15 protein-coding genes are annotated in these 18,252 nt (G+C 62.0%); 10 read left to right on the forward strand and 5 right to left on the reverse strand.

The window, feature by feature from the left end:
- Positions 1-942: an alpha/beta fold hydrolase gene (locus INS93_RS05860; protein ID WP_192980651.1), complete on the forward strand. Its 942-nt coding sequence runs from the start codon at positions 1-3 to the stop codon at positions 940-942.
- A gap of 93 nt (positions 943-1,035) precedes the next feature.
- On the opposite strand, the gene INS93_RS05865 is transcribed toward INS93_RS05860, so the two are convergent.
- Positions 1,036-1,881 (reverse strand): metal-dependent hydrolase, encoded by an 846-nt coding sequence (locus tag INS93_RS05865; protein WP_192980652.1) that lies wholly within the window; start codon positions 1,879-1,881, stop codon positions 1,036-1,038.
- A 213-nt stretch (positions 1,882-2,094) separates the two neighbouring features.
- Here INS93_RS05865 and INS93_RS05870 point away from each other — a divergent pair, with 213 nt between their 5' ends.
- The 6 genes from INS93_RS05870 (at position 2,095) to INS93_RS05895 (ending at position 11,452) form a co-directional block, all read left to right on the forward strand.
- Complete coding sequence (locus tag INS93_RS05870) at positions 2,095-3,117, forward strand: AraC family transcriptional regulator (protein WP_192980653.1); 1,023 nt, start codon at positions 2,095-2,097, stop codon at positions 3,115-3,117.
- A complete protein-coding gene (locus INS93_RS05875) occupies positions 3,117-3,764 on the forward strand; it encodes an MBL fold metallo-hydrolase (RefSeq protein WP_192980654.1) in 648 nt (215 codons plus the stop codon). Before INS93_RS05870 ends, INS93_RS05875 begins: the two co-directional genes overlap by 1 nt.
- Before the next feature lie 64 nt (positions 3,765-3,828).
- Positions 3,829-4,497, forward strand: a complete 669-nt coding sequence (locus INS93_RS05880) for an OmpA family protein (protein WP_160017255.1) — start codon at positions 3,829-3,831, stop codon at positions 4,495-4,497.
- A gap of 142 nt (positions 4,498-4,639) precedes the next feature.
- Positions 4,640-5,296 (forward strand): OmpA family protein, encoded by a 657-nt coding sequence (locus tag INS93_RS05885; protein ID WP_160017256.1) that lies wholly within the window; start codon positions 4,640-4,642, stop codon positions 5,294-5,296.
- Positions 5,297-5,542: 246 nt separating this feature from the next.
- On the forward strand, positions 5,543-9,259 hold the full coding sequence (locus tag INS93_RS05890) for a response regulator (RefSeq protein ID WP_192980655.1): 3,717 nt from the start codon (positions 5,543-5,545) through the stop codon (positions 9,257-9,259).
- A 45-nt stretch (positions 9,260-9,304) separates the two neighbouring features.
- Positions 9,305-11,452, forward strand: a complete 2,148-nt coding sequence (locus tag INS93_RS05895; protein ID WP_192980715.1) for a putative bifunctional diguanylate cyclase/phosphodiesterase — start codon at positions 9,305-9,307, stop codon at positions 11,450-11,452.
- A gap of 15 nt (positions 11,453-11,467) precedes the next feature.
- On the opposite strand, the gene INS93_RS05900 is transcribed toward INS93_RS05895, so the two are convergent.
- The 4 genes from INS93_RS05900 to INS93_RS05915 all read right to left on the reverse strand — a co-directional run bounded on the left by INS93_RS05900 (position 11,468) and on the right by INS93_RS05915 (position 16,184).
- A complete protein-coding gene (locus tag INS93_RS05900; RefSeq protein WP_192980656.1) occupies positions 11,468-12,364 on the reverse strand; it encodes an acyltransferase in 897 nt (298 codons plus the stop codon).
- A gap of 247 nt (positions 12,365-12,611) precedes the next feature.
- Entirely contained in the window at positions 12,612-14,705 is a 2,094-nt protein-coding gene (pta, locus tag INS93_RS05905) for a phosphate acetyltransferase (protein ID WP_192980657.1), read from the reverse strand.
- A 9-nt stretch (positions 14,706-14,714) separates the two neighbouring features.
- Positions 14,715-15,899 carry an acetate kinase gene (locus INS93_RS05910; RefSeq protein WP_192980658.1) on the reverse strand — a complete coding sequence of 395 codons (1,185 nt, stop codon included), beginning with the start codon at positions 15,897-15,899 and terminating at the stop codon, positions 14,715-14,717.
- Positions 15,900-16,184: a DUF3565 domain-containing protein gene (locus INS93_RS05915; protein WP_192980659.1), complete on the reverse strand. Its 285-nt coding sequence runs from the start codon at positions 16,182-16,184 to the stop codon at positions 15,900-15,902.
- Between the two features lie 11 nt (positions 16,185-16,195).
- On the opposite strand from INS93_RS05915, the gene INS93_RS05920 reads away from it, so the two are divergent.
- The 3 genes from INS93_RS05920 (at position 16,196) to INS93_RS05930 (ending at position 18,216) form a co-directional block, all read left to right on the forward strand.
- The gene (locus INS93_RS05920) at positions 16,196-16,681 is read left to right on the forward strand and encodes an FKBP-type peptidyl-prolyl cis-trans isomerase (RefSeq protein WP_192980660.1); all 486 of its coding nucleotides are present in this window, start codon (positions 16,196-16,198) and stop codon (positions 16,679-16,681) included.
- A gap of 178 nt (positions 16,682-16,859) precedes the next feature.
- Positions 16,860-17,345, forward strand: a complete 486-nt coding sequence (locus INS93_RS05925) for a glutathione peroxidase (RefSeq protein ID WP_192980661.1) — start codon at positions 16,860-16,862, stop codon at positions 17,343-17,345.
- 133 nt (positions 17,346-17,478) lie between these two features.
- The gene (locus INS93_RS05930) at positions 17,479-18,216 is read left to right on the forward strand and encodes a nitroreductase family protein (protein WP_192980662.1); all 738 of its coding nucleotides are present in this window, start codon (positions 17,479-17,481) and stop codon (positions 18,214-18,216) included.
- Positions 18,217-18,252: the final 36 nt, after the last annotated feature.

The following is an 18,252-nucleotide window of genomic DNA, read 5'->3' on the forward strand; positions in this document are numbered from 1 at the left end:
ATGTCTGCCAATAGACTGTCTCTGCAAACGCCGTTGGCTGCCGGCTTCTCACGTCTCGGGTTCGGTTCTTTGCCGTTGGAGCGATTGAAATCGCGTTATGGCAACGCGACTCAAGGTTCTCGCTATGTCGAGATCGACGGCTTCGATGTCCATTACCGTGACGAAGGGAGTCGTGACAAACCGGCGTTGATACTGATCCACGGCGTCGTCGCTTCGCTGCACACCTGGGACGGGTGGGTGCAGGCCTTCGCCCCGCATTACCGCATCATCCGCTTCGACGTTCCGGGGTTCGGCCTCACGGGGCCGGCGCGCGACGGCGTCTATTCGGTCGAGCGCATGATGCATGTGCTCGGTCAACTGCTCGATTACCTGCAGGTGGGCAAGGCGGATATCGCCGGTAACTCCCTTGGCGGCTATATCGCCTGGAACTTCGCCCTTGCGCAGCCACAGCGCGTCGGCAAGCTGGTGCTGATCGACCCGGCCGGCTATCCCATGCACAAGGTGCCGTGGATGATCGCTGCGGCCGCGCTGCCCGGTGCTACTGTTGCCATGCCGATGTGGATGCCTCGCGTCTTGATCGCCCGGGGTATAAAGGAGGTCTACGGTGAGCCAGGGCGAATCAAACCAGGTGTGGTCGAGCGCTACTACGACTTGTCGCGACGGCCCGGTAATCGTCGCGGCATGATGGATATCTTCCGCGTGCTGCTGAAGGTCAACAAGAAAGAGCTGCACACGACGCCAGAGCGGGTCGCGCTGATCAAGGCGCCAACCCTGCTCATGTGGGGCGATCGCGATCGCTGGATCTCACCCAAACATGTGCTGCATTGGCAGCGCGATCTACCGGGTGTTCAGGTCAGGGTCTATCAGGGTGTCGGGCATATCCCCATGGAAGAAATTCCCGAGCAGAGCGCGGCCGATGCAATGAGATTTCTGCTGGGTTGAGTGGGCCCTGGAAAAAAACCAGAGAAAATCCGGGCCACGAAAAAGCCCGGGCAGATTCCGGGCTCATTTGTGTTGCGTGGCAGGTGCTGCGTTTCAGGCGGCTCCGGCCTGAATCAGCGGGGCACCGTCAAACTCCTCGCGGGTGGCGTGCAGCAGATCCAGGTTGTTGTGTTCCCAGGGATGGAAGCCGTCCTTGAAGAAGTCCAGATAAGCGCTGATCAGCGGGCGGAACACGCCTTCCTTGCCCCACATCCAGCGGATGCCGTCACGCCAGACGCGCCAGTTCCACAGCAGGCCGTCCACTTTGAGCATGTGTGCCAGGCCACGGGTGGTATCGAGCACGAAGAAGAAAGTGCCCATGAGCATTGCCCGGCGCAGCAGTTTGCGGCTGCCGCACACTTGGTTGTAGACGTCGAAAGCCACCGCCTTGTGCTCGGTCTCCTCGAGCGCGTGCCAACGCCACAGACGAGCCAAGGCCGGATGAGCATCTGCCATGTACGCGTCATTTCTCAGCAAACCATCGGCCATGATCGCGGTGATGTGCTCCAGCGCTGCGGTTGCAGCCAGCTGGCGTTGTGGCGAGAACTTCTTCTGGGTGTAGCGGATGCGCGTCCGGGCGCGTTTCTCGATGCGTTCGACGTTGTAGCCCAGGTCGCGCAGGCGCTGGCTGTACTCCAGATGTTCACGACTGTGATGGCCTTCCTGGCCGATGAAGCCGCGAATCTGTTCATCGAGTACCGGGTCGTCGATGCGGTCGCGGAACTGGCGCACTGAGTCGATGAAGAAACGCTCGCCGTCGGGAAACAACACCGACATGGCATCGAACAAATGGGTCTTGAAGGCATCGCCGCCGTTCCAGTGGCGCGGCAGCGGGTTGGGCAGATCGAAATCCATGTGTCTTGGACGAATCTGCAATCCTTCCGGTGTAGTGCTGGCCATGAGAACTCCATCGTGCTGTTTGACGGGTTCCCACTATGGTCGTCATGCGCCGCTGGGCACAGGTTCGTAACAGCCAAGGTGACAGTCATATCCGGCCAGTGCGTTATTCCAGTAGAAAGTTGGGGCAGCAGCAGGGCAACGAGCATGGATTCGCTGAGCTAAGGTTCGCAATCAAGAAGGTCATTTGCGGCCAGTCACCAGAACAACGAACTCATGAAGCAAACCCTCAACCTCACCGCCGAACTGGTTCCCGTGGCCTACGCCGAGGCATTGCTGGCGCTGGCGGAAGAGTTCGGCCTGGCGCGTGCCGAGCTGTTTGCTGCCGCACGGGTCCGCCCTGAAGTGCTTGGCAGTCCTAATGGTCGACTGTCCTTTCTCGACTTTCATCTGCTGACGCAGACCGCCTTGGAGCGTTGCGGCGAACCGGCGCTTGGTCTGGTATTGGGCCAGCGCCTGAACGTCTCGACCCACGGCATACTCGGTTACGCAGTGCTGTCCAGTGCCAACCTGGGCAAGGCGCTGCAGTTCGCCCTGAAGTACTACCGGGTGCTCGGCCTGGCATTCGAGCTGGAACTGGTGGAGCAAGAGGAGGATATGCAGTTGCGTGCGCTCGAGTCCTTTCCCATGGGGCCGCAATCGCGCTTCGCCGCCGAGGGCCTGTTGACCAGCATCCATACCATTGCGCGCTTTCTTGTGGGGGAAGAGTTGCGGGGCTTGGCCGTTGGTTTCGCGTATCCCACGCCGGACTATGCTGAGCGCTATGCCGAGGTATTCGGTGTTGCCGCGCAGTTCGAACAGCCCTGGCACTGGCTGCGCTTGCCTCGCCACTACCTGCAACGGCCCATGGCGCTGGCCAACCCGGCCACGGTGCAGATGTGCGAGCAGCAGTGCGAAGCGCTGCTGGCCAGCCTCGATGTGCAGGATGGCCTGCTCACGCGGGTGCGCCGATTGTTACTGGCGCGTCCAGGCGACTTTCCCGACCTGGAAAGCGCCGCTGGTGCCCTGCATACCAGCGGCCGCAGCCTGCGCCGGCACCTGGCACAGCTGGGCACCAGCTATCAGCAGGTGCTCGACGACGTGCGCAAGCGCCTGGCCCTGCAGTACCTGACCACCACGCATTTGCCGCTGTATGAAATTGCCCAGTTGCTGGGTTTCAGCGACCCGTCCAACTTCCGCCGTGCATTCCGCAAATGGACCGGTAAACTGCCCGGCGATTACAGAAACGAGGTTCCCTGATGAGCTCTGCTGAACGTCCTGCCCTGATTCGCGAAACCTTCCCCGTCGGCCCTTTGCAGTGCAACTGCACCATCATCGGCGACCCGATTACGAAGAAGGCCATCGTGGTCGATCCGGGTGGCAATCCCGATCTGATCATGGCGCGTCTGGAGGCTCATGGCCTCAAGGTGGTGAGTATCATCCACACCCATGCGCACCTCGATCACTTTCTTGCCTCGGGGCAGATGAAGGAGAAGACCGGTGCCACGCTGCACCTGCACAAGGAAGATCAGTTCCTCTGGGACAATCTGGAGATGCAGTGCAGCATGTTCGGCGTGCCTTACACGCCCGTGCCGGCGCCGGATCGCTGGCTGGCCGATGACGAGGAGCTGGCCTGCGGCTGCGGTGTGGCGCTGCATACACCCGGGCACACGCCGGGTTCGATGAGTTTCTGGTTCGAGGATGCCAAGCTGCTGATCGCTGGTGACACGCTGTTCCGTCGCGGCATCGGCCGTACCGACCTCTGGGGCGGTGATTACGCCACTATCGAGCGTTCGATCAAGCAGCGCCTGTACCGCCTCGATGAGGACGCCACCGTGGTCACCGGCCATGGCCCGGATACCCGCCTCGGTGATGAAATGCGTGAGAACCCCTTTATTCGCGCGTGACAGGGCACTAATGGCCGCGCTGGAACTCAAAGAGCCATCATCCACCGTTCATGGAGATTCCTTCATGTTCCGCCTTTCTTTGATTGCCCTTTGCTCGTCCGCGCTGCTAATCAGCGGCTGCGCCTCGCAGAACCCTTATGACCAGAGCGCGCCGAGCTCCAACCGTACCGCCACCTACGGTGGTATCGGTGCGTTGGCCGGTGCGGCTGCCGGTGCGCTGATCAACCATGACAATCGCGGCAAGGGCGCCTTGATCGGTGCTGCGGTGGCCGGTGCCGCAGCGGCGGGTTACGGCTATTACGCCGACAAGCAGGAAGAAGAACTGCGTCGCAGCATGCAGGGCACAGGCGTCGAGGTGCAGCGCCAGGGCGATGTGATTCAGTTGATCATGCCGGGCAATATCACCTTTGCCACCGACTCGGCGCAGATCGCCAGCAGCTTCTATCAGCCGCTGAACAACCTGGCCAATTCCTTCCGCCAGTACAACCAGAACAGTATCGAGGTGGTCGGGCATACCGACAGCACCGGCTCGCATAGCCACAACATGGGGCTGTCGCAGCGTCGTGCGCAAAGCGTGGCCGATTATCTGCTGGCGCAAGGGGTCGACCCCAGCCGCATGAGTACTCGTGGTATGGGGCCGGATCAGCCAGTGGCCAGTAACGCTACCGTCGAAGGGCGTGCGCAGAATCGCCGTGTCGAAGTGACACTGCGACCGCTGCCAGGCGTGCAGTAAGGTACGTATCGGGCTGATCTGCTTTGCGTCGCAGTTCTGATATCCACAGGTTGATAAGCTTGGGCGGAACTTCACCGCGCCTTGGCGGCTCGAAGTCTGCGGCATGTCTGCCCGATACCAGAAGAAATCCTAAGGAAAATTTATGAAGACCAGGCGTAATCTGATCGCAGCAACTGCGCTCATGGCCTTGCTGGCCGGCTGTACCACCAACCCTTACACCGGCGAAAGCCAGGCCGGCAAAGCCGGTATCTATGGGGGGATCGGCGCAGCGACTGGTGCGGTGATCGGTGCTGCGACTTCGAGCAAGAAGGATCGCGCCAAGGGCGCGCTGATCGGTGCGGCTGTCGGTGGTGCCGCCGGTGGCGGTTACGGCTATTACGTCGATACCCAGGAGGCCAAGCTGCGGCAGACCCTGCAGGGCACTGGCGTGCAGGTGCAACGCAACGGCGATGATCTGAAACTGATCATGCCGGGCAATATCACCTTCGCCAGCAACTCGGCGGATATCTCCAGCAGCTTCTACCCAACCCTCAATTCGCTGGTGCTGGTGTTCAAGGAGTTCAACAAGAACGGTGTGAACATCGTCGGCCACACCGACAGCACCGGTTCGCAGGCGCTTAATCAGAGCCTGTCGCAGCGTCGCGCTCAGAGCGTGGCCAACTACCTGAGCGCCAATGGTGTGCCGGGTCAGCGCATCTCTGCATACGGTGCCGGCCCGAGCCAGCCGATTGCCAGCAACGCCACCGATGCTGGTCGTGCGCAGAACCGTCGTGTCGAGATCAACCTGCGTCCGCTTTAAAAGCTCGCCACGTTGTAATGAGAGCCTCCCTCTGGGAGGCTTTTTTATATCGCTGACATTCACCTCTGTGGACGTTTTCGCCGAGGTGTCAGAAGGCGTTTACGGCCATGTTCGTGACCGCCCGTCGTGTCCCTTCTGGCAAAAGGCCACTCATTCAAAACCTGACTAGACTGCTTGCTGTGGTTCTGTGATGTCCGCGTGCGGATGCACCGTGCGCGTTGGTTCTGGATGACCGAAGGAGAGCGAATGGACGACAGAGCTGTCGAGCGGCCGCCAAGGCCCTGGACGCCGCTGCTGGTTGCGCTTGGCTTGCTACTGGGGTTGGGTGGCCTGATTTTCTGGCAATGGAATACTGTGCAGGAGCGTGAGGACGAGGACAGTCACCGCCGCTTTCAGTTGGAGGCTCAGGACGTAAGCCAGCGGGTGCTGGCGCGTATGCGCACTTACGAGATGGTCTTGCGCGGCGTATCCGGGCTGATGATAGGCAGTGATCAGGTCTCGCTCGTCGAGTGGGAACGTGCGCTGGATCAGTTGCAGGTCCAAGATCGCTATCCCGGTATTCAGGCCGTGGCCTGGTCACGTTATCTGCTGCCGGAGCAACTGGCTGACTTCGCCGCCGAGGTGGCGGCCGACGGTCGTCTCGACTATCAGATCTTCCCTTCCGGTGAGCGTGACCATTATCTACCCATTGACTACGTCAGCCCCGTGGATTGGCGCAATCGGCGCGTGCTTGGCTTCGATATGCTCAGCGAAACAGTGCGGCGGACGGCAATCGAGCGCAGTGTCGAGACCGGCGAAGCCAGCCTCAGCGCGCCGCTGATACTGCGTCAGGAGGTCGATGTAAACGTGCAGTCTGGCGTACTGCTCTACCTGCCGGTGTTTCGTCCGGGTTTACCCGTCAATACCGTCGAGCAACGTCGTTCTGCATTGCTGGGAATGGTACATGGCGCTTTTCGCAGTCATGACCTGATCGATGGGATTCTTGGCGCTCAGAGTCGTTTGTTCGACATCATCCTGAAAGACCTGCAGACGACCGATTTGCCGCTGATAAGTGGTGAAACCAATACCAATGGTTGGCAGCCGAGATTTCGCAGTCAGCAGGAGTTATCCCTGTATGGCCGCACCTGGGCGCTTGAGGTGATCGGCACCCCTGAATACGAACGCAGCCTGGTTGATCGAACCAGCATGCTCGGTCTCTGGGCGGGGCTGGCCGCAACGTTGTTACTGTCGATTCTGGTCGGCGGTTTTCTCTATCAGCGTGAGCGCAAGTTGCAGATCAGTGAACGGGCTGCCGTGGCCCTGCGCGAGCGCGAAGAGCGCTTTCGTCTATTGGTCGAACGGCTGCCGGTGGCGACCCTGCTCTGTGATGACAGGGGCCGCATCGAAATGGCCAATCGCAGTGCTGCCGAGCTGTTCGACTGCCCGCTCAATGCCTTGCCGGGTGAGACCGTGTTGCGCGTGCTGCCCAATATCGAATCGCCGAAAGACCTGCAGGAGCAGTTGGCCGAGAGTGACGAACGCATGGTGCGCACGTTACGTGGTGAGTCGATTCCGGTCAGTATCAGCCTCAACCCGCTGCACGAGGGCAGCAGCTACCTGATAAACCTGGTGGACCTGCGTGCGCGCAAGGTGGCCGAGGAGCGTTTTCGTCTGGTGGTCGAAGCGTCGCCCAATGCCATCGTGCTGGTCGATGCCCTGGGGCGTATCGCCATGGTCAATCGACAGACCGAGCTGCTGTTCGGTTACGAACGTCAGATGTTGCTCGGCGAGCCGGTGGAGATGCTCCTGCCGACGGCGCAGCGTGGCAGTCATGTGGCGCTGCGCCGTGGTTACCAGGCTATGCCTGAACCGCGCCGCATGGGCGGTAACCGCGAGCTGTTCGGGCAGCACCGTGAAGGTCGCATGATTCCTCTGGAGGTCGGCCTGTCGCCAATCCGCAGCGGCGATGAAAACCTGGTGCAGGCGGTGGTCATCGATATCAGTGAGCGCAAGGCGGCCGAGCAGAAACTGCGTGAGCAGGCCGAGCAGCTGTTGTTGGCCAACCGCTACAAATCCGAGTTTCTCGCCAACATGTCCCATGAGCTGCGCACGCCGCTCAACAGCATCCTGATTCTCAGCGACCAACTGCGCCAGAATCTGGCAGGCAATCTGACCGAGAAGCAGGCCAAGCACGCCGATATCGTGCACCGCGCCGGCAGTGATCTGCTGCAGCTGATCAACGATGTACTCGACCTGGCCAAGGTCGAGTCGGGACGCATGCAGCTCAAGCTGGAACCGATCAACATGCAGGACGTGCTGGTGGAGCTCGATGCCAGTCTGCGCCCGATGGCCGAGCTCAAGGGCTTGCGCCTGCACACCCAACTGGAAGCCGGCGTGCCGCGCGTCATTCATACCGACCGCGTACGCCTGCATCAGATCCTGCGCAATCTGCTGTCCAACGCGCTGAAGTTCACCGATCAGGGCGAGGTCACGCTGAGCGTCAGCAGTCAGGGGCGCCAGGAGGATGAGCGCGAGCTGCTCTGCTTCAGCGTGCGTGATACCGGCATTGGCATCGATCCGGCCCAGCACGAGCAGGTATTCCAGGCTTTTCAACAGATCGACGGTTCTACCAGTCGGCGTTTCGGTGGTACCGGCCTTGGGCTGGCCATCACCCGTCAGTTGGTGCTCGCCCTGGATGGCGATATCAGCCTGCAGAGTGCGCCGGGGCAGGGGTCTACCTTCACCGTCAGATTGCCGGTGCAGGCGGGCTCACTGAGTGTCGAAGCGCCGCTTGAGGGGCCGCTGCGTGCCGGTGACGGCCCGCCACTGTTGATCATCGAGGATGATGCCAATTTCGCTGCTGTGATCGCCGAGGAGGCTCATGCTCACGGCTTCTCCAGCGTGCATTGCCGCACCGGGCTGCAGGCGCTGGGGCTGCTGCAGCAGGAGTCGTTCAATGCGGTGATTCTCGACATCCTGCTGCCTGATCTCAGTGGCTGGCAGCTGTTCCGGCGTCTGCGCGCCCAGCCGACTCATCGGCATACGCCAGTGCACATCATTTCCTGCGTTCCGCAACCGGTGGGTTGGAACGACGATGGCACGCGCTATCTGGTCAAGCCCATCGGTCGCGATGAACTGGAGCAGGTGTTCATCGAGCTGCAGCACGGCGCGCAACAGGAGCAGGCATTGTTGTTGGTGGAGGATGTCGAGGTAGAGCGCGAGCACTACCGCGAGCAACTGACGGAGCTGGGCTTTCATGTCATCGCCTGCGCCGATGGTGAGCAGGCACGCGAGGCCTATGTGCAGGGCCAGTTCTGCGCGCTGGTGATCGATCTCGATCTGCCGGATCAGGACGGTTTTGCCCTGCTCGACAGTCTGAACCAGTTGCGCCCGTTTCAAGGTACGCGCGTGGTGATCAACACCGGTGTGGACGTTACTCAGCAGACCTTGCAACGGCTGCGGCGCTACAGCGCTGTCGTGGTGCGCAAGCATGGCGACGACACCGACGCGCTGTGCCAGGCGGTTCAGGGTTTTCTCGTTGACGTGCGGGCGCCGCAACCGGCCCATGCGCGGCTAAACCTGTTACAGGGAAAGCGCATCCTGCTGGTGGATGACGACGTGCGTAACGTCTATGCGCTGACCGCACTGCTGGATGAAGTGGGGCTGCGTGTCAGCTCCGCCAAGGACGGCCTGGAGGCCATCGCCAGTTACCAGCGCGATCCCTTCGACCTGATTCTGATGGACATGGCCATGCCCAATATGGACGGCTACACCGCCACGCGTCTGCTCAAGCAGGAGCATGGCTGCGTGATCCCCATCATCGCGCTCACCGCTCACGCCATGAAGGGCGACCGGGAAAAATGCATCACTGCGGGCGCAGACGACTACATGGCCAAGCCGATCAAGCGTGATGAGCTGCTGGCACTGCTGGAGCGCTGGTTGGCTATGCCGACCATGCTTTCGTCTGGCGATGGACTACCCTGATGGCAGGAGTGACTGGTGCAAGGGCAGATGGATAGGGGAGTGACGATGGCCCAGGCGCAGAGCAAGAACGCCGCCGTACCCGCCAGGCAGGTTCTGCTGGTGGTGGATGACCGCATGGAAAACCTCGAGGCCATGCAGGCGCTGCTTGAAGATGGCGAGTGGCAGCTGCGCTGTGCCAGCTCCGGCGAGGAGGCTCTGCGCTGTCTGCTCGAAGAGGATGTCGGACTGGTGCTGCTCGACGTGCAGATGCCAGGCATGGATGGCTTCGAAGTCGCCCGGTTGATGCGCGGTAATCCGCGTACGAGGCTGACGCCAATCATCTTCGTTTCTGCCATCTCGCAGACTCATGATGCCGTGTTGCGAGGCTACAGCACTGGCGCCGTGGACTTCGTGCTCAAACCGTTCGATCCCACTGTGCTGCGCCACAAGATTCAGAGCCTGCTGGAGCATGAGCACAATCGCTGCGAATTGCAGGCGCTTTCCCAGCAACTGGAAAGAGCGAGAGCTTTCAACGCCTCGGTGCTGGCCAATGCCGCCGAGGGTATCCTGGTAGTCGGCGAGGACGGTCGCATCCAGTTCGCCAACCCAGCCATGGCCCAGATGCTCGATGGCGAGGTAGGCGATCTCGAGGGCGTCGAGCTGCTGTCGTTTCTCAAGAATCCCGCCAGCGAAGACGGCTGGCAGCAATCCGAGTTCTACCTGCACTTCAAGCGTGAGGCGACCTACCGCGTACACGAAGCGATGATGCGCACGTTCAAGGGCGGTTGCCTGCCTGTGGCGTTGTCCTGCTCGCCGCTACCGCGGCAGCAGCGCGCCATGGTGGTGATCGCCCTGGACATGTCGGTGGTGCGCAATCTGCACGCGCAGCTGGAGTCGCAGGCAGTTACTGACGCGCTGACCGGTCTGCTCAATCGCCGTGGCTTTCATCAGGCGCTGGAATCGGCGCTGGCGCGTATCGAACGCAGCGGTCAGCGGGTCGCGGTGCTGTACCTGGATCTGGACGGTTTCAAACGCATCAATGACTCGCTGGGCCATGATGTCGGCGATCAGCTGCTGCGTCGGGTCGGTGAGCAGCTCAAGGCCTGCTTGCGCCCCTATGACAGTCTGGCACGCATCGGCGGTGACGAGTTCACTGCGCTACTGGACAACCTCGGCCATCCCGAGGATGCAGCCAAGGTCGCTGAGAAGCTGATCGAACTGGTTTCGGTTCGGCACACCCTCGATGGTGTGGATTTCACCCTCGGCGCCAGCGTTGGCATCGCCTGCTTTCCAGAGTGCGGGCAGAGCGTCGAGGGCCTGCTGCGCTCCGCCGATATGGCAATGTACGAAGCCAAGCGCGCCGGTCGCCAGCAGTACCGCTTCTTCTCTCCAGAAATGAACGGCCGCGCGCGTTCACGGCTGATGCTCGAAGAGAGCCTGCGCCACGCCATCGAGAACGATGACTTCGTGCTGGTCTATCAGCCCCAGTTCCATCTCGATAACGGGCGCCTGCGCGGCTTCGAAGCCTTGCTGCGCTGGCAGCATCGTGTTGCGGGCACTGTCGCACCGAACGTATTCATTCCACTGCTCGAAGAAACCCGCCTGATCAATCGTCTTGGCGAATGGATCTTCCGTGAGGGCGCCAGGCAGTTGGCGGACTTCAAGCAACAGTTCGGTGAGGAGATGGTGCTCAGTCTCAATGTCAGCCCGGTACAGTTCGGTATGCCGCAACTGGTGGCGGATCTGCAGCGCGTACTCGATCTCCATGGTCTCAAGCCCAGCCAGTTGGAAGTGGAAGTTACCGAGAGTGCGTTGATGCAGGATCTGGAGCTGACCCAGGCGCAGCTGCGTCATCTGCGTAAGCTGGGGGTGAAGATCGCCATCGATGATTTCGGCACCGGCTACTCGTCGCTGGCGTACCTGCGGCATTTCGAACTGGACACGCTGAAGATCGACCGCCTGTTCATCTCCAACATGCTCGACTCACCGCGCGACGCCGCAGTGGTCAGCACCATCATCGATCTGGGGCGTCACCTGGGGCTGGAGGTCATCGCCGAGGGCGTCGAAACCCAGGAGCAGCGCGAGTGGTTGACGCAACACCATTGCAGCATCATGCAAGGATTTCTGGTGGCACCGGGTGTGTCGGCCAGCACTGCCATGCAGGTGCCGGCGCAACTGGACTGGAGCAAGCTGCCCCTACCACGCGGTGAATGAAGCGCCAGGCGCGCTTCAGGTTTGCTGTTGCAGGCTTGCGAGCTCAGCGTCCTTCTCTTCCCACAGGCGATTGACCCACTGCTGGAATGCCAGACGGTAGTCATCGTCCTGATCGTAGTTGCGGCCGATGAATTCGCGCGGAATATCGACTTGTTTGAAAAACACCTGCACGGCATCCAGGCGGCCACAGAGCAAGTCCCAGAAGCCCGGCACACCATGTGGGTAATGAATGGTGACGTTGACGATGGCGTGCAGTTGCTCACCCATCGCGTCGAGCACGAAGGCGATACCGCCCGCCTTGGGCTTGAGCAGGTACTTGAACGGCGACTGCTGCTGCGCATGCTTGGCCGGGGTCAGGCGGGTGCCCTCGAGGAAGTTGAATACCGCCACGGGGTTGGTCTTGTAACGCGCGCAGGCCTTGCGCGTGGTGGCCAGGTCCTGGCCGCGCTTTTCCGGGTACTTGGCCAGGTACTCCTTGCTGAAGCGCTTCATGAAGGGAAACTCCAGCGCCCACCAGCACAGGCCGATCACCGGCACCCAGATCAGCTCCTGCTTGAGGAAGAACTTCAGCAGCGGCATGCGTTGGTTGAGCAGGTACTGCAGCACCAGAATGTCTACCCAGCTCTGGTGGTTACTGGTCACCAGATAGGAGTGACGGGTATCGAAGCGTTCCAGCCCCTGAACCTTCCATTCAATATGGCCAACCAGGCGCATCCAGAACTTGTTGACGCCGATCCAGCTTTCGGCGATGGCATGCATGACGAAGCGCAGCGCGCGCTGGATTGGCGCGAACGGCAGCAGCAGTTTGAGCAGGGCGACGAAGAACAGCGGCCAGCACCAGAACAGGGTGTTCAGAGCCAGCAGCAGGCTCGCGATCAGGCCGCGCACTGGCGCGGGAAGAAAGTGCAGCATCGGGCGAACGCCTCCATAAGCAGGCTGCACGCCCGGCGGGCAGCCTGAGAAAGGGGCTTTCTCTGCGCCCCGTATCAGTCGAAAGAGCTGCGGCGTTCCTTGCAGCGAGCAGGTTCGGCGCCAAGGGTAACGGTTGTGCACTGACCTGCAAGTGCCAGTGCTGACTCGTGGGTTTCGGCGCTCGTAGGGGGCGCCGTGCTCACCGGATATTCTGGCCGGCGCTTTCTGCTAGACCCCTACGGCCTCTCTAGCTCGGCAGATCGGCCGCTTGAATGGCCGTCAGCGCGATGGTGTAGACGATGTCGTCGACCAGCGCACCGCGCGACAGGTCATTCACCGGCTTGCGCAGGCCCTGCAGCATTGGGCCGACGCTGATGCAGTCGGCGCTGCGCTGCACCGCCTTGTAGGTGGTGTTGCCGGTGTTCAGGTCAGGGAACACGAACACCGTGGCGCGACCGGCTACCGGGCTGTTCGGCGCTTTCTGCCGACCGACGCTCTCGATGGCCGCTGCGTCGTACTGTAGCGGGCCGTCGAGTAGCAGGTCGGGGCGTTTCTCGCGGGCCAGGCGGGTGGCAGCCCGTACCTTTTCTACCTCCTCGCCGCTGCCGGAATCACCGGTGGAGTAGCTGAGCATGGCCACGCGCGGTGGAATGCCGAAGGCCTGCGCCGAAGCAGCGCTCTGCAGGGCAATCTCCGCCAACTGCTCGGCGTTGGGGTCAGGATTCACCGCGCAGTCGCCGTAGACCAGTACCTGATCCGGCAGCAGCATGAAGAACACCGAGGACACCAGGTTGTAACCCGGCGCAGTCTTGATCAGCTGCAGCGCCGGGCGAATGGTGTTGGCGGTGGTGTGGATGGCGCCGGAGACCAGGCCGTCCACCTCGTCCAGCGCCAGCATCATGGTGCCTAGCACCACGGTGTCTTCCAGTTGCGCCTCGGCCATCGGCGCGTTGAGGCCCTTGCCCTTGCGCAGCTCGACCATCGGCTCGACGTAGCGACCGCGAATCAGATCCGGGTCGAGAATTTCCAGGCCTTCCGGCAGCTCGATACCCTGCGCGCGGGCCACTGCATGTACGTCTTCCGGCTTGGCCAGCAATACGCAGCGGGCGATGCCGCGCGCCTGGCAGATGGCGGCTGCCTGCACCGTGCGTGGCTCGCTGCCCTCGGGCAGGACGATACGCTTGGCTGCAGCCTTGGCCCGTTGCACCAGTTGGTAGCGGAAGGCCGGGGGCGACAGGCGCAGCTCGCGCGGCGTGCCGCAACGGGCGCTCAGCCAGTCGTGATCGATATGGCCGGCGACGAAGTCGGAGACCTTCTCCGCACGCTCGCGGTCATCCAGCGGGATTTCCTTGTTCAGGCGGTTGAGGTTGGTGGCGGTATCGTAGGAGCCCGTGCCCACGGTCATCACCGGCAGGCCGCTGGCCAGGGCGCCCTGGCACAGTTCCATGATGCGTGGGTCGGGGGCGAAATCGCTGCACAGCAGCAGGCCGGCCAGCGGCACGCCATTCATCGCCGCGAGGCTGGCAGAGAGGATGATGTCGTCGCGATCACCCGGCGTCACCACCAGGGTGCCTGGTTTGAGCAACTGCACGCTATTGGCCACTGCGCGGGCGCAGAGCACGATCTTCAGCATGCGTCGTTGCTCGTAATCGCCAGCGTTGAGGATGCGCGCGCCGAGCAGCTCGGCGATGTCCTTGGTGCGCGGCGCGTTCAGTTCGTCCTGCCAGGGAATGCAGCCGAGCAGGCGGAAGTCCTGGCTCTTGAGCAGTGGTGAGAGTTCCAGCAGGCGCTCGGCAAAGGCGGTGATGCCATCTTCGCTGCGCACCTTGTTGAGAATCACGCCGAGCACCTTCGGGTCCTTCGGCCCGCCGAACAGCTGCGCCTGAATTTCGATGCGGTCGGACAGTTCGGTGAGGTTCTCGTCTTCCGGAGCGCTGACCAGGATCACGTCGGCGTCCAGGCTCTTGGCCAGGTGGAAGTTGACTCGCGCGGCGTAACTGGCGTGACGCGTCGGCACCATGCCTTCGACGATGACGACGTCCTTGTCGGCGGCCGCTTGCTGATAGAGGCTGATGATTTCTTCCAGCAGTTCATCCAGCTGGCCGTCGCCGAGCATGCGCTCGACGTGGCTGAGCGGTAGCGGCTTGGGCGAGTTCAGGCCGTGGGTGCGGGCGATCAGCTCGCTGGAGCGCTCCGGGCCGAGGTCTCCGGCATGCGGCTGGGCGATGGGCTTGAAGAAGCCGACCTTGAGGCCGCTGCGCTCCAGCGCGCCGACCAGGCCGAGGCTGATGGAGGTAAGGCCGACACCGAAACCGGTGGGAGCGATGAAGAATGTATGCATTAAAAAGCCTCAGTCGAGCAGGGCAAGGGTATCGAGGGCGATCTGCCGCTCTTCATTGGTGGGTACCACCAGTACGCGCGGATGGCTGTCTGCGTGAATGGCTCCCGCGACGCCGCGCACGCAGCGGGCGTTGGCCTGGGCATCCAGCTGCAGCCCTAGCAGGCTAAGGTGATCCACGGTCTTGCTGCGGATCAGTGTCGAGTTCTCGCCGATACCGCCGGTGAAGATCAGGCCATCGAGACGGCGCAGTGCACAGCTCATCGCCGCCAGCGATTTGGCCAGGCGGTAGCAGAACACCTCGATGGCCAGGATCGCGCCGGCATGGCCCTGCTCGCGGGCCTGTTCCAGCGTGCGCATGTCGTTGGACAGACCGGACAAACCCAGCAGGCCGCTGTCCTTGTTGAGCATGCTGTCGATTCGCTCCAGGCTCCAGCCCAGGGTGCGTGCCAGGTGGCCGTGCAGGTTGGGGTCGACATCGCCGCTGCGTGTGCCCATCACCAGCCCCTCCAGCGGTGTCAGGCCCATGCTGGTGTCGCGGCTGTGGCCATTTTCCACGGCGCAGGTGGAGCTGCCATTGCCAAGGTGCGCGACCAGCCAACTGCTGGCGTCGAATGCCAGGCCGCTCATCTGCGCGGCCTTGCGGCTGACATAGTGGTGACTGGTGCCGTGGAAGCCATAGCGGCGCACGCCGTGTTCGGCGTAGAGCGCCTGCGGTACGGCGTAGCGGTAAGCGTGTTCAGGCAGGCTTTGGTGAAAGGCAGTATCGAACACCGCCACCTGAACCAGGTCCGGGAACAGCTTCATCGCCGCCTCGATGCCCTGCAGATTGGCAGGGTTGTGCAGGGGCGCCAGCGGCGCGACTTCGCGGATGGCCTGCAGGCTGGCGGTGTCCAGACGAGAGGCGCCGGAGAAATGCTCGCCGCCATGTACCACTCGGTGGCCGATGCCGTGCAGCTCGCCGGCTGCGGCCTGCTGTACCACAGGTAGAAGATGAGACAGGGCCAGGCGGTGGTCGGCGCCCGGCAGGACCAGGCTGTCCTTTTGTTCGCCTTGTTGCCAGTGCAGCACCGCCTCGGGGCTGCCAAGACGCTCGGCCAGGCCGCTGAGCATGAAGATTTCCTGCGTTTCGTTGACCAGGGCGAACTTGATCGACGAGCTGCCGCAGTTGATCACCAGAATGTTGCGTGCAGACATTTAAGCTTCCTTGGATTCATCGTGCGATCGATCCGTGGCGCACCAGCCACACGGGAAGAGGCTTCCCTGCTTGAGTTGGCGCTGCTCGGGATCGAGTACCCAGGGCCGATTCTGCCAGGGCGGTTGGTGGCGTACATGCTGAGTATGGCCACAAGACAAGACTGCCACCCAGTCGCCGTGATCATCCTGACGAAAATCAACGATACGCACGGCCCGTTTGTCCGGGCTCGGGTCGCAATCCAGGCTGCCGTTGGTTAAACTTGCCCGTTCATTTATCTTTCGCAAAAGGTCTCCCCATGCTGATCGCCGCCAACAAGGCCGTCTCCATCGACTATACCCTGACCAACGATGCCGGTGAGGTGATCGACAGTTCCGCTGGCGGCGCGCCGTTGGTGTACCTGCATGGCGCAGGCAACATCATCGCCGGTCTCGAGAAGGCCCTGGTTGGCAAGCAGGTTGGTGATGAGCTGGACGTTTCCGTCGAGCCGGAAGAAGCCTACGGCGAATACAGTGCCGAGCTGGTCGCGACGCTGAGCCGCGCCATGTTCGAAGGCGTCGACACTCTGGAAGTGGGTATGCAGTTCCACGCTTCGGGCCCGGACGGCAGCATGCAGATCGTTACCATCCGCGATATCGACGGCGACGACGTGACTGTCGACGGCAACCACCCGCTGGCTGGTCAGCGCCTGAACTTCAAGGTCAAGGTCGTAGACGTGCGTGACGCCAGCGAAGAAGAAGTGGCTCATGGTCATATCCATGGCGAAGGTGGTCACCACCACTGAGTCGCCTGTCAGGCGACTTGCGGTCGTTCCGACTGGATCAACCGCTGCTAAGCTCAAACTTGCGATAAAGGCGCCTCAGGGCGCCTTTTTCATGTATGTCGGCGTGCTCATTCGCAGCCGCCTTGATGATTTACGGGGCCTTGCGCCCGCTGCACTGAATTCGCTGAGGAAGTTCGTCATGAGTGCCTTTCACGATCTCAATCTGCGTGCGCTGGACGGTCAGGAACTGCCGTTGGCGCCCTACAAGGGCCAGGTGGTGCTGGTGGTCAACGTGGCCTCCAAGTGCGGCCTGACGCCTCAATACGCCGGGCTGGAAAAACTCTATCAGCAGTACAAGGGCAATGGTTTCACCGTGCTGGGCGTACCCTGCAACCAGTTCGCCGGCCAGGAGCCCGGCAGCGAAGCGGAAATTCGCGATTTCTGCACCCTCAACTACGGCGTCAGCTTCCCGCTGGGCAGCAAAATGGAGGTCAACGGCCCCGCTCGTCACCCGCTCTATCGTCTGCTGGCCGGTGAGGGCGCCGAGTTTCCGGGTGATGTCACCTGGAATTTCGAGAAGTTTCTGGTCGGCCAGGATGGCCGTGTGCTGGCGCGTTTCTCGCCGCGCACCACACCGGACGATCCGACGTTGATCCAGGCCATCGAAAAAGCCCTGGGCCTCTGAAATAGCGACGCCTGCGCCCTCTATCCCGGGCGCAGGTGAGGCTAATCGGCCAAACCCGCGGTCATTTCCCCTTGCGCTCTTGTTCGCATCGTCATCCGGTTGCTTAATCGGCCGACATGCCGAGGAGTGCCCCATGACCAGCTTTCCCAACGAGCAACTGCCTGCGATGGCCTCTGCGGCCGAGTTGCGCGCACTGATCGAAAGCCGCCGCGCAGTGCGTCGTTTCACGCCTGAGCCGGTGCCCGAGGATGTGATTCGCGATTGCCTGGAGCTGGCCGTGCTGGCGCCAAACTCCTGCAACCTGCAGCCCTGGAGTTTTCAGGTGATTCGCGATCCGGCGCTGCTGGCGCAGTTGCACCCGGTATGCATGAGCCAGAACGCTGCCCGTGCGCCTCTGATCATCGCTGTGCTGGCGCGCCCGGACACCTGGCGCCAGGCCTGCCGCAACGTTATCGATTACTGGCCGGAGGCCGAGGTACCGGCGCGCATCCGTAGCTTCTACAGCAAGACCGCGCCATTTCAGTACAACCAGGGGCCGCTGGGCCTGCTTGGGCTGCTCAAGCGGCAACTGGTGCGCCTGGTGGGCTTGCGCAAGCCACTGATGCGCAAGCCCAACAGCAAGGCCGACATGCGCCTGTGGGCGGTGAAGTCCACCGCGCTGGCGGCGGAGAACCTGATGCTGGCCTTTCAGAGCCACGGCTATGCCACCTGTCCGATGGAAGGTTTCGACGAGGTGCGTTTGCGTCGTGTGCTCGATATCCCTCGTCATGCCATCCCCATCATGTTGCTGGCCGTCGGGCGGCAGGGCGAGAAGGGCGTGTACAACCCGCGGCTGCGCTTTCCGCTGGAGCAGCAGGTGATCTGGCGCTGATCTGGATCAAGTTGTCACGTCTTGAATACGGCGTAA

It is taken from the genome of Pseudomonas sp. EggHat1, from assembly GCF_014892995.1.
Taxonomy (GTDB): domain Bacteria; phylum Pseudomonadota; class Gammaproteobacteria; order Pseudomonadales; family Pseudomonadaceae; genus Aquipseudomonas; species Aquipseudomonas chaetocerotis.